General features: G+C 48.6%; 12 protein-coding genes. 1 reads left to right on the forward strand and 11 read right to left on the reverse strand.

Annotated elements, in window-relative coordinates; genetic code table 11:
• Positions 1-254: 254 nt before the first annotated feature.
• From mobB to hemE, 6 genes are all read right to left on the reverse strand, one after another.
• On the reverse strand, positions 255-767 hold the full coding sequence (gene mobB / locus ACESLK_RS10430; protein WP_373229370.1) for a molybdopterin-guanine dinucleotide biosynthesis protein B: 513 nt from the start codon (positions 765-767) through the stop codon (positions 255-257).
• Positions 768-804: 37 nt separating this feature from the next.
• Positions 805-2,067: a molybdopterin molybdotransferase MoeA gene (locus ACESLK_RS10435; RefSeq protein WP_373229371.1), complete on the reverse strand. Its 1,263-nt coding sequence runs from the start codon at positions 2,065-2,067 to the stop codon at positions 805-807.
• A gap of 26 nt (positions 2,068-2,093) precedes the next feature.
• Positions 2,094-2,714, reverse strand: a complete 621-nt coding sequence (gene mobA, locus ACESLK_RS10440) for a molybdenum cofactor guanylyltransferase (protein WP_373229372.1) — start codon at positions 2,712-2,714, stop codon at positions 2,094-2,096.
• 101 nt (positions 2,715-2,815) lie between these two features.
• A complete protein-coding gene (gene hemG / locus ACESLK_RS10445) occupies positions 2,816-4,309 on the reverse strand; it encodes a protoporphyrinogen oxidase (protein WP_373229373.1) in 1,494 nt (497 codons plus the stop codon).
• A gap of 1 nt (position 4,310) precedes the next feature.
• Entirely contained in the window at positions 4,311-5,243 is a 933-nt protein-coding gene (gene hemH / locus ACESLK_RS10450; RefSeq protein ID WP_373229495.1) for a ferrochelatase, read from the reverse strand.
• Positions 5,244-5,245: 2 nt separating this feature from the next.
• Complete coding sequence (gene hemE, locus ACESLK_RS10455) at positions 5,246-6,301, reverse strand: uroporphyrinogen decarboxylase (protein WP_373229374.1); 1,056 nt, start codon at positions 6,299-6,301, stop codon at positions 5,246-5,248.
• A 182-nt stretch (positions 6,302-6,483) separates the two neighbouring features.
• Between hemE and ACESLK_RS10460 the strand changes: the two genes are divergently transcribed.
• Entirely contained in the window at positions 6,484-7,707 is a 1,224-nt protein-coding gene (locus ACESLK_RS10460; RefSeq protein ID WP_373229375.1) for an MFS transporter, read from the forward strand.
• 67 nt (positions 7,708-7,774) lie between these two features.
• Here the strand turns inward: ACESLK_RS10460 and ACESLK_RS10465 are convergent, their stop codons facing one another.
• From ACESLK_RS10465 to ACESLK_RS10485, 5 genes are all read right to left on the reverse strand, one after another.
• On the reverse strand, positions 7,775-8,098 hold the full coding sequence (locus ACESLK_RS10465; RefSeq protein ID WP_373229376.1) for a 2Fe-2S iron-sulfur cluster-binding protein: 324 nt from the start codon (positions 8,096-8,098) through the stop codon (positions 7,775-7,777).
• 695 nt (positions 8,099-8,793) lie between these two features.
• Entirely contained in the window at positions 8,794-9,750 is a 957-nt protein-coding gene (locus ACESLK_RS10470; protein ID WP_373229377.1) for an ABC transporter ATP-binding protein, read from the reverse strand.
• Complete coding sequence (locus ACESLK_RS10475) at positions 9,747-10,763, reverse strand: ABC transporter ATP-binding protein (protein ID WP_373229378.1); 1,017 nt, start codon at positions 10,761-10,763, stop codon at positions 9,747-9,749. Before ACESLK_RS10475 ends, ACESLK_RS10470 begins: the two co-directional genes overlap by 4 nt.
• 33 nt (positions 10,764-10,796) lie before the next feature.
• Positions 10,797-11,732 (reverse strand): ABC transporter permease, encoded by a 936-nt coding sequence (locus ACESLK_RS10480; RefSeq protein ID WP_373229379.1) that lies wholly within the window; start codon positions 11,730-11,732, stop codon positions 10,797-10,799.
• A 3-nt stretch (positions 11,733-11,735) separates the two neighbouring features.
• Entirely contained in the window at positions 11,736-12,671 is a 936-nt protein-coding gene (locus ACESLK_RS10485; protein WP_373229380.1) for an ABC transporter permease, read from the reverse strand.
• Positions 12,672-12,758: the final 87 nt, after the last annotated feature.

Below are 12,758 nucleotides of genomic sequence, written 5' to 3' on the forward strand. Positions count from 1 at the left end.
TCGAATACAATCGAATCCGCATTCATTCTTCCATTGGTTACTTAACCCCGCATTTATGCGAAAAGAGGTACTACGAGCAGCAGCAGGCCGCATAAGTTTGTGTCTACTTTCTTGACAGAACTCCAAACAGTCGCGCTCATGCAACTTTAGCCGTAGAATCTACTGCTGCTGCAACCATCCGTGAAAAAGTTTCGGTGATTTAACTGAACCGCGTTCCCTAATCCCATTCGTGGACACGAGATTCGAGAGCCCCTTTAACTAGGAAGCCCAATTAAATATTGAATAAAGGATAAAGAGGAAACTGGATCTGGTTGAATAAACACCGGGATAGCAAGTGCCTTCGCCTGTGCCTGCAAGCTGTCGTTTGGTTCCCGAACAATGACTGCTATGATGTTGGTCAGAGATAGTAGGACATTGTCTTGCTCATTTCTAAGAAGAACGACTTTGGGGTATGCAGCTGACTTGAAGCCTTCAATGATCAGATAGTCGAGTGCATGCTCACGTATGTCAGATACCAATTCCTCTAAAGGAGTTGATTGCTCCTGTACCCACGCCGTTCGTGATGGGGAGGTAATCGCCGTAATATGAGCGCCCGCTTGTCGATGCTGCCACGTGTCTGTGCCTGTCACATCGGGCTCGAAATCGTGTACATCGTGCTTCACGGTTCCAACTCGCAGCCCCTTATTCGTCAATTCCCTTACAATCTCGCATACGAGTGTTGTTTTGCCTGCATTCTTGTAACCGACTACCTGAAAGATTTTCATCATGCGCTCCCTCCGTTCACCCCGCTTATGGAGTATGCCTCTATCCCAACTTCCAAGCGTTCACAAGTGTCCCTTTCTCAAGCCCTTCCTTAACAGGAGGGATTTCGATGAGACAGTCTGCATCTACGATTGTTGTCATTAGACTGGATTTATCATCCCCGGTAGGAGAAACCCAAACGGTACCTTCCCGCAGATCAGTCCGGCCGCGAATATATCGACGATAGGCATTAACCTTAGGAAACTCAGCTCCAAGATAAGCCTTAAAGCTGCTAGGAGTCGGATGGGGCTCTTGCTGCATCACTTTCAGCGCAGGAGCAACGAGCAAGTGAAAGCCGACAAAGCAGGCGCCAGGATTCCCGGATAAAGCGACGACGAGCTTATTTTCTAGAATTGCCGCCGTCGTCGGACTTCCGGGACGCATCGCTATTTTGTTAAATAGCAGGGTTACAGAGGCTTCTGCCAGCACATCAACCATCACATCGTAATCTCCAACGGAAACTCCGCCAGTAGTAAGAAGCATGTCACAGGTTCGGACGCCTTCCCTTACAAGTGCTTGCGCGGCCATCGCATCATCCGGAACCTTACCCAGCATAACCGGCTCCGCTCCTACTTCCCTTAGCATTGCTGCTAACATAGGCGCGTTGCTGTTACGGATTCTGGCAGGAGCCAGCGGCTCCTCCACCTCAAGCAGCTCGCTGCCAGTAGATAAGACCGCAACTCGCGGACGCCGCATTACGGTGACAAGAGCATAGCCGCAAGAAGCAAGCAGCGCGGTCTCGCCAGAGCGAATGACTTTACCGGGAGGCAATAAAGTTTGGCCATCCTGTATTTCACAGCCAATTTCCGCTACATTTAAACCTAAAGGAACACTTTTACCGATTAGAACGTACGGTTTTCCGTCCCTTTCCTCGGCAGCAGTCATCTCCAGCATAACGACGGTATCCGCTCCGGATGGGACCATTCCACCAGTCATAATTCGCGTTGCTTGCCCTTCACCGACCTCGTAACGCGGCTCAAAGCCGCAGGGTAATGACTCCACTACGGCTAGCCTAACGGGTTTGTCCGACGATGCCCCGAGCAAATCTGCGGCGCGCACCGCGTAGCCGTCCATACCCGATCGGCGAAAGGGAGGGAATGGGTGCGGAGCGATGATCGCTTCCGCTAATCGGCGTCCCCAAGACTCCTCAAGCGGAACCTTCTCGCTATCTAAGACCCGGATATGCTCAAGAATACGATTCTGCGCCTCTTCCGGCTGGATGGTTTGACGACGGAACCTTGCAGAAAGATCATTATGCTGCGTCAAGGAAGGTACGCTCCTTTACTTGTAAATCAACTATTATCACTATCATCAAACAACAGGCGAGCTTCGGCATACTGCTCCGGTGTATCCACATCATCGACAAAATTCAAGGGAATACCCTGTTCCTTAAATTCAGACTCATCGATCCCACACCATGGAATATGATCGAGCAGAGATAAGATTTTTCGCTCCCCAAGCTCAAGCAGCGCTTGTACAGGCTGCATTGTTTCCTTGCGGTATAGAGCATGCAGCGGCTGCGGTCTTCCCCCGAATATAGGCAAGGCTGCTTGATAGGATCCGCTCTCCATCCGATCTTGTAAATAGAGGGCGGCAGCCACGTCAAGAAAGGGTTGATCACAGCCCAATACCCAAACCGATGAGTAGGATGCCGCTGACAAACCTGCATGTAAACCGGCCAAGGGTCCCTCTCCTATATAAACATCCGGAATGATTGTCACATTCCTCCGATTGTGCAAGAGCGAGCTTATCGCTTGATCGTTCGAGACGACTATTATTTCATCTGTTCCTAGTGAGGCTACTCGTATCTGGCGCTCAATAAAAGCTTCATCGCCGTAGGATAGCATCGCTTTATTCATGCCGCCCATACGCCTTCCTATGCCTCCGGCCAGTATAACCGCTGTGGTCGGCATGGAATCAGCCTCCTCTATTTAACGTGAAGTAGCTAACACCCTTTTTTATTGTATCCTCAGCCGTATGACCTGACAACTAAAGACCGTTATTTGGGCTCCAATTATACTTCCTCAATCTTAAGTAAAGCCTCCGCCGCCTTCTTACCCTGTGCAACACAATCCGGCAGTCCAACTCCGCCAAATGCCGCCCCGGTTACAACAACACCCGGGAGTTGCGCAGCTAGATGCTCGCGCAGTGAAGCTATCGCCCCTATATGTCCAACAGGATATTGCGGCATGGAATGGCGAAGCCTTGTAATCTCGACGAATTCAGGTGCTGCGGTTAGTCCTATGAGGTCATGCAAGTCTTGGCGCACCTCTTCCGTTAGCTTCTCGTCGGACAATTCTACGCCCTTCTCATCCCCTGCGCGTCCGACATAACACCGAATCAGACGTTTGCCTTTCGGAGCGGTATGCAGCCATTTGGACGATGTCCAGGTGCTAGCCGTAATACGGCGCCCTTCCCCGCGCGGAACGAGAAAGCCGGAGCCGTCAAGGTCATGGTCAAAGCCTGCATCATCGTACCCGAACACAACGTTGGCAACTGAAACGTATTTTATATTCATAAGTGCAGATACATCAATATGGGGTGTTAGCAGCTTCGCTGCCGCATAAGCAGGTAACGTGCATATCACGGCATCCGCTTCAATCATCGAATCGTCAGAGAGCCGAAGCCGATAGGCAGGTTGTAAGGAGCCTGCTCCAAGTGCTTGCTCTAATGAGACAACGCGGGTACCCATTCGAATATCGCAACCATCCGCTCTAAGCATAGAATCTAGCGCCTCGATTACTGTGGACAATCCTCTCCGAAACGTCATGAAGATAGATGCCGGTAACGGATCGGTTTCGACCACCGCGGTTGGGGTAGTTGCTAGTGCTGGTGCTGGTTCTACCGCATTCGCCAGCGCTGCCTTCTTGCTCGTCTCGGTCATCCCGCGAATCAGGCCGCCATACTCTTGTTCGAGCTGCTTGAACTGCGGGAAAGTTGCCCGCAGCCCTAACTGGTAAAGATCACCCGCATGAATGCCCGCAAGCAAAGGCTCAAATATTCGTTCAACCATTTCCCGTCCCATCCTGCGCTCAAGGAAAGCACCTACAGACTCATCTTCCTTACCTTCAGTCGGAGGAAGCTGCTGTTCCTCTAACGCGCGCCCTTTACCTTGACCCGACACAAGGTCAGTCTTCAAGAACTTATCGACGTTCGTAGGAATACCAAGCGTTAAGCCTTCAGGCATTGGATGGAGCTTGCCATCTAAGGAAATATAGGTTTTTTTAGCCGCAGGGTTCGTCCCAGTCAGCTCACCAGCTATACCCAGTTCCTTCGCCAGTTCGATCATTGGAAGCTTGCGCGCAAGGAAGGAATCCGGTCCTCGCTCGATGACGAAGCCATCCCGGCGAAGCGTATGAATTCGTCCCCCTAATCTCTCTGAGCCCTCTAATACAGTTACCTCAATGCTCTCTCCGCGTTCTGCTCCCAGCTTCTGCAAATAAAAAGCGGCGCTGAGGCCGGTAATTCCGCCGCCCAGCACCGCCACACGGCGTAACTTGTTCGTCATTTTATTCCAGCTCCCTATGAACTATCAGCACGGAATCAGCCAAAGCAGCCATATATTGAGGATCGTCGTTCAGCATGCGGATTCTTTCTAGCCTTATGCCGCGTTCAGATGCGTACTCATGCGCTTCGATATCGATATCGTAGAGCACTTCAAGGTGATCGGATACAAACCCTACCGGCGTTACCAGTACAGATGTGATCCCTTCCTCGCTAATCTGCTCCAACGTTTCTAGAATGTCCGGTCCAAGCCAAGGCTGTCCGGTTTGTCCTGCGCTTTGCCATGTGAACTGCCACTTCTTCACACCTGCTAGATTTGCGATTGCAGCTGAAGTCGCAAGCAATTGATCGGAGTATGGATCATTCATCTCTAGAATCTTAGCTGGCAGGCTATGAGCGCTAAAGAGTACTAACGTATCAGCCCCCTGCTTATCGAACTTGTGCAGACCTTCCTTTACCCGCTCACTAAGCGCTTCTATCAGTTCTGGATGCAGATGGTACTCTTGAACAGACTTGAACGCAATTCCATGTTTTGCAGCTTCCTCTTGCGCCCGTTTCATGTAACCTCCGACGCTCATGACGGAATATTGCGGAGTCAGCACGATCCCAATCGCCTTCGTGATTCCAGCTGCGGCCATCGCAGCTATGCCATCCTCAATATAGGGAAAGGCATGCTTCAAGCCTTGGTAACAAACAAAGCTGTCTTCGCCTGCAAGTTCGTCTAGCGTATGCTGCAAAGCAGCGACCTGGCGATTCGTATTTTCGCGCAGAGGGAAAACGCCGCCCACGATCGAGCGGTAACGGTTCGTTAAGTCCTCAAGCTGCTCAGCAGATGGCGGGTTTCCTCTTCGGATATGGGTGTAATAGGCTTCGACACCCTCCAAGCTCTCCGGTGTGCCATAGGACATGACGAGCACTCCTATTGATTTACGTTTAATGCTCAAGAGACCACCCCCGTCGCAAGCTTCTGCTCGCTGTAGCTGTGAACGAATTCCGTAAGCTCCCTTAATTTATCTAGTGAAGCTTCTGGGAACAAACCATGTCCCAGGTTAAAAATAAATCCAGGCTCCTTCATGCCTTCATCTAGTATTCGTCTAGCATGCTCATGAATAACTTCAGAAGGTGCAGTCAGCACATAAGGATCAAGATTCCCTTGTATCGCATATTTGCCACCCGTGCGACTGCGCCCCTCCGTTATCGAAACGCGCCAATCGAGACCGATGACATCGCTCTGAAGAGTCGTTAAGTATGGCAATAATTCTCCCGAGCTAACGCCTGGGAAATAAATTTTCGGTATATTGAGGTCCGATAAGCTTGCAAAAATGCTTTCCACATGAGGAAGCACGAACTCCCTGAAGTCATGCGGAGCCAGAGAGCCTACCCAGCTGTCGAACAATTGAACGGCCTTGGCGCCTGAATTTATATGTGCACGCAAATAGGTCGCAGCCATATCGGCAAGCTTGCCCATAAGACGGTGCCAGACCTGCGGCTCGGTATACATGAGTGCTTTCGTACGGATATAGGATTTACTAGGACGTCCTTCTATGATGTAACTAGCAAGAGTAAAAGGGGCGCCGGCGAACGTAATCAAGGGTACTTTCAGCTCGCGATCTAGAATCTTAATCGTCTCCAATACATGAGAGAGGTGCGCTTGCACATCAATCGGCTTAAGACGATCTATATCACTTGCGCTGCGCACGGGATTATGGATGACAGGTCCAATATCCTTGACGATATCGAAATCAATTCCAATCGAAGCAACGGGGTTCATAATATCGGAATAAAGAATAGCGGCATCAACACCCAGCTTGTGAACGGGCATCAAAGAAACCTCGGCGGCAAGCTCTGGTTGCTTACATATTTCAAGCAATGAGTATTTTTCTTTTATTTTACGATAGTCGGGATCATATCGTCCTGCTTGGCGCATATACCACACCGGCACACGGTTTACTGCCTCACGTCGGCAAGCTCGTAGAAAAAGATCATTCTCAATCATCAGGTCGTCCTCATTTTGTCATGGATTGGTTTTCATTGCTTTCATTATGCCCCTTTTGGAGCGGCGGGACAACCTAGAGTTACCTTGGAGTATGACAATAGTTTGACAATGATGTTTCCGCTCCCTCAATTGGGCTATGATATACTGTCAGTAGATAAGATAGTTAGGACAAGGAGCTGCCGATGCAACGTTGGAAAGTTAACCTGTTCATACTGATGTCTGGAAATTTTCTCGTGATGGCGGGTATGACAATGATCATCCCCTTCCTCTCCCTATACCTAAAGCAAGATCTCGGGCTCACGAACGATCATGAAATCGGAATATGGGCGGGGTTTATTTTTGCGGCTAATTTCGTTACTTCTTTCCTCTTCCAGCCTTTGTGGGGGAAGCTCTCCGATCGATATGGGCGTAAAATGATGCTGCTGCGTTCAGGATTCGGCATGGCTATTGTTATGGTTCTAATGGGTTTTGCGACAGCCCCATGGCATTTGCTCGTACTAAGAATGCTGAATGGGGTCATATCCGGCTTCTTTCCGGCTGCAGTCTCCCTTGTATCGGCTACAACCCCGAAGGATCGTATGGGATTTGCTATGGGAACGCTCCAATCGGGGGGAACCGCCGGCGTGATCCTGGGGCCTTTTATCGGGGGATTACTTGCGGACAACTTTGGTTTCCGTCCTATTTTCTATATTACAGGCACGCTTTTGTTTCTTGCATCCGTTATTTCCTGGTTATTGGTCAAAGAGAATTTCGATCGAACCGCTGCCGCGCTTCAGAAACAGGCAAGCATATTCAAGGGCTTCCGCGATTTAATGATTATTCCTCAGCTGCCGGTTCTGCTTACGGTAACCTTTCTTATTCAATTCGCAATGTTAAGTCCAATGCCGCTTATTCCACTGTATGTCCAAGAGCTGCATGGTACAACTGCTAATTTGGCTTTCTATGCTGGGTTTGTCGGCTCGGTAACGGGAATATCCAATATGATATGCGCTCCGCTGTTAGGGAAGCTTGCAGATCGGATTGGCTCTTCGCGGATTCTGATCGTATCGCTTGCTGGAGCCGCATTAATGCTTATTCCTCAAGCGTTTGTCGGATCCGTTGGGCAGCTGCTGATTTGCCGATTCCTACTCGGATGTTTCATGGGGGGCATGATCCCAACTGTCAATTCTCTCATTCGCAGATATACTCCGGACGGCATGGAAAGCCGCTCCTACAGCTTTAACGGCAGCGCGCTCAGCCTTGGCAACGTGGCGGGCCCGATTATGGGCGGAGCACTCTCCGGGCTAATCGGCATTGAAGGATTATTCATACTGTCAGGGATTCTGCTGTTTGCTACGTGTGCCTGGGCTGCTCGCGCTTTATGGACAAGACAAAACGATTATTCTCTGAGGGAACCTTCCGATTAATCCAAAACCGCGCAACGCTGCCTCCAATACAGAGTGAGTTGCGCGGATAATAGACAAGTATAACTGATTAATCCAACGGTCTAGTACCTGGCTCCATACCGGATTCCGATACCGTCATGAGAGGTTTGACTTCTAGGTCTGAATGTACTCGAATTTGGCACGAAAGACGGACATTAGGCAAGGTAACCCCCTTAGCATTGAGGATGGCTGCTTCAGCCTCACCTATAGGGCCTCCATCCCCCTCCAAGATTTCAACACGACAAGTTGTGCATCTGGCATTACCGCCGCAGCGGTGTAAAATATCTACCCCGTTATCCTCAAGGACAAGTACAAGCTTCTTTCCCTCTTCCGCTTGAAATAAACCTTTACCTTCTACTTTAACAGCTGGCATCGTTATAAACCCCATTTCTTAAATTTTTACCTTATTATAGCAATATAAAACAGGGTAAAACAATTTACCCATTGCATATTCAGAGCTTGGTGTAGATATTCTTCTCTTTCACCAATTTTATAGCTTTTATTGTTTCCAGCGAAATGGCTATCAAGTTTCATTCATAGCGGTGATGGTATCGTTATCTTATGTTAGCTCAGGAAGTTAGTGTGGGGAAATTGCGAGTTTCGGTGGAATAAGACAATGTGGCCTAATAACGGAGCCACGTTTCGTTATCCCAGCTTTTGGTATGTTCCGCAGTTTAGACGCTCCCATTGCTGTATGTTGAGGCTGTCGATTAATTGTGGACAGTTTTAACGTGAACATACACATGCAGAGAATGTATATGATTTTTCGGATACATTTATAGAATCCGGGCTCAAATCGTGTATTGTGTATGAAATTTCGCATAGAATCGACAGATTCGATGTGTGTACTGCTCATTTTGTATGATTTTTCACATACATTCTGTGGTCTCCCACAGATTTCCGAAGTTATGAACTGTTAATCGACAGCCTCATGTTGTGACAATAGTGGCATGCGTCTCAGTTAATCCTTTAGTCCAAACCTAAAAACGGGACGGAGCAGATGTATCACTCTGCTTCGTCCCGTTTCTGTCTAGTTTTTACTTTTCATTCATACAGATCAATACTGGTTTATGCATAATGGCAAGATGCAAAGTGGCCGGGGCGCATTTCGCGGAACTCGGGAGCCTCCGCCGCGCATTTCTCCGTCGCCGCCGGACAACGTGTACGGAACGTGCAGCCGCTTGGCGGATTGATCGGGCTAGGCAAATCGCCTTTCAAGATAATCCGCTCCTTTCCCTCTTGCACATCGGGATCCGGCACCGGTATGGCCGACAGCAGCGCCTTCGTGTAAGGATGCTGCGGATTGGCGTATAAATCCTCGCTGCGTGCAAGCTCGACGATTTTACCCAGGTACATAACGGCGACACGATCACTCATGTACTTTACCATCGACAGATCATGCGCGACGAACAAATAGGTGAGACCCATTTTCTTCTGCAAATCACTGAGCAAATTAACGATTTGCGCTTGAATCGACACATCCAATGCGGAAATCGGTTCATCGCAAATTATAAATTGAGGCTCCACCGCCAACGCTCGGGTAATTCCGATCCGCTGCCGCTGTCCACCGGAAAATTCATGGGGATAACGTGAAGCGTGGTCAGCGTTCAATCCGACCATTTCAAGCAGTTGTTCTACGCGGCGCTTTCTTTCCGCCTTGCTCTTCACCAATCCATGAATGTCCAACGCTTCTCCGATAATGTCCAGAACCGTCATTCGGGGATTGAGCGAAGCGTAAGGATCCTGGAAAATCATTTGCATTTTGCTGCGGTATGCTTTGAATTTTGCATTGGACAATTTCGTAATATCCGTCCCGTCCAATGAAATACGACCTGCTGTTGGTTCATAAAGACGAATGATTGTACGCCCGGCCGTCGATTTCCCGCAGCCTGACTCTCCAACCAACCCTAGCGTTTCACCTTTTTGAATCGAAAAACTAATATCGTGAACTGCCTTTAATATACGATTATTTCCTACATTAAAAAATTTGCGCAGTCCCTCGATTTCAATTAACGCTTTACTCATACGCTCGCCTCCTTGCCGCTGGCGGAACCCGACTGCTTCGCATAAGGATGCTGCAGCCAACACCGCACCAATTGAGTGCCGCTAATCGCTGTTGGATCCGGAATTTCCGTTTCACAGATACGCAGCGCTTCGTCGCAGCGGCTGCAGAAACCGCAGCCTTGCGGAGGCTTGATCAAATCCGGCGGCGTTCCGAATATCGGAACTAACGGCTCGCCTTTATCTTGATTCAATCGGGGCAAAGATTTGAGCAGACCTTTCGTGTAAGGATGCTGCGGGTTGCGGAGTATTTCCCGCTTTGTGCCCGTTTCTACAATCTGTCCCGCATACATGACGATAACGCGATCACATAAGTCCGCAACGATGCCTAAATCATGGGTAATTAATATAATCGATGTCTTTGTTCGCTGCTGAAGATCCTTTAGTAAACGAAGGATTTGCGCCTGAATCGTAACATCGAGAGCAGTAGTCGGTTCGTCAGCGATCAACAGAGCAGGGCTGCACGCAAGCGCAATCGCTATCATCACACGTTGCCGCATACCGCCGGAAAACTGATGCGGATATTGATCGATCCGCGTTTCTGGATTAGGGATGCCTACTGTGGACAACAGTTCGACCGCTCTCACTTTCGCATTCGCGTTGCTCAGTTGTTCATGCTTGATCAAGCCTTCCATGATTTGTTTTCCGACCGTCATGGTCGGATTGAGAGAAGTCATCGGATCTTGAAAGATCATGCCAATTTTGTTTCCTCGCACTTTTTGCATCTCTTTTTCGGACAGCGACAACAATTCTTGTTGGTCGAATATAATAGAACCTTTTTTGATTTTTCCCGGGGGCGTCTGGATCAATCTCATAATCGTTTGGGCTGTTACGCTTTTCCCGGAACCGGATTCACCGACGATTCCGACGGCTTCCCCTTCCTTCACTTCAAAGCTGACATCTCGGACCGCTTGAACTTCGCCGTCGTATACGTCGAATGATACACTCAAATTTTTCACATCAAGAATCGTTTTCATGAAGGCTATGACCTCCTTTCCGCGTAAAATCGTTTATTTTTTCAATTTTGGATCAAAGGCGTCTCGCAATCCGTCGCCAAATACATTAAAGGCAAACATCGTCACACTTAAAAACAGGGCCGGAAAGAAGAGTCTCCATGGAAATATCTCCATCGATCCAACTCCGTCATTAATCATTGTCCCCCATGAGGCGACGGGAGACTGAACCCCAAGACCCAGGAAGCTGAGGAACGCTTCGGTGAATATCGCGCCAGGAACGGTTAATGTCAAGGTTACCAGAATTGGGCCCATAGCGTTCGGTATCAAATGCCGGAAAATAATCCGCATCGAACCTGCACCAAGCGCTTTGGAGGCTAGGGCATATTCCTGGTTTTTCAACTGCATCATCTGTCCCCGGACGATCCAAGCCATATTGATCCAGCCGGTAATAGACATCGCTATGATGATGGTGGTTAGACTCGGTTCCATCACCACAAGCAGGAGAATGACGACGAGCAAATACGGAATCGCATACAGAATTTCGGCAAAGCGGTTCATGACCTCGTCCACTTTGCCGCCATAATAACCCATAATACCTCCATAAATGATGCCGATGACTAAATCGATTAAAGCTGCAACAACACCTATAAACAAAGACACCTGCGCGCCTTTCCACGTTCTTACAAACAAGTCGCGGCCCAATTCATCCGTTCCAAACCAATGCTTTAGTGAGGGCGGTTGATTCGAGTTTGCCAGATCATTCGTAAAATGATCAAACGAAGATAGCAAGGGAGCAAATACGGCAAACAGCAATACGGCAATCGTGATCCATAGCCCCGTCATGGCCAGCTTATTACTCAATAAACGAAGCTTAATATCTTGCCAAGCGGTTAATCTATTCCGCTCTATTTTCTCCGAATCGGTCGAATTGCGGTTGATCGGCGTAAAAAACTCGGGACGAACAGAGTTGATGTTGGGTTCGTTTTGCAAGGTCTACTTCTCCACCTTTCCGCCTGATAATCTGATTCGCGGATCCACCAGCACATAGGCGATATCGGCTAATAATCGGGACACCATCAGGATTGCAGCATAAAATATCGTAATGCCCATAATAAGCGGGTAGTCACGATCAACGACGCTTTGGACAAAAAACTTTCCGAGTCCTGGTATCGCAAAGATTTGCTCGATGACGACGGAGCCTGTGATAACATTGGCTGTAAGAAAGCCAAGAAAGGTGACCACAGGCAGCATCGAATTGCGCAAGGCATGCCGCCATACGATCACATGTCCGGCGAGACCTTTGGATTTCGCCGTCTTTATGAAATCGGCATTCAAAACTTCTATCATGGTCGATCGAATCAACCTAGCGATAAATGCGATTGAAGCCGCTGATAGCGCTATCGTCGGCAGCACGTAATCAAGCGGACCATTCAAGCCAGCTACTTCAAACGCTCTAATTTTCACGGCCAAAAAATATTGCAGCAGTGGAGCCATGACCAGGCTCGGAATGGACAATCCGATTACCGCTATGATCATCGCTAAATTATCCAACAGCTTACGATGGTACATGGCTGCAATAATACCCAGAACACATCCGACAACTACAGAAGTAATCACGGACGCGATACCGAGCCTAAGAGAATATTTAAATGAATTGCTAATGATTTTATCGACAGCCTGGAACTTCTTCTTCATGGAAATACCTAGGTCAAACTCCGTTAAGTTTTTCAAGTAAATCCCATATTGTACGATCAGCGGTTTATCCAAGCCGTAATACGCTTCCAAGTTCTTCTGCACTTGGGCACTTGTTGCCTTCTCCGATTGCAGCGGACTGCCGGGTACAGCGTTCATCAAGACAAATGTGGCGGTCACTAGAAGGAACAGCGACAGAAGCATAAACATAAATTTTTTCGATATATAGCGAATCAATCATTCTCACCTGCCTGTTCTACCGAAGTTTGCAATTAAAAAGGGTATATATAGGGATACTATATATACCCTTCAAAATCGGAGTTT

Origin of the sequence: Cohnella sp. (assembly GCF_041640265.1) — a bacterium.
Taxonomy (GTDB): domain Bacteria; phylum Bacillota; class Bacilli; order Paenibacillales; family Paenibacillaceae; genus Cohnella.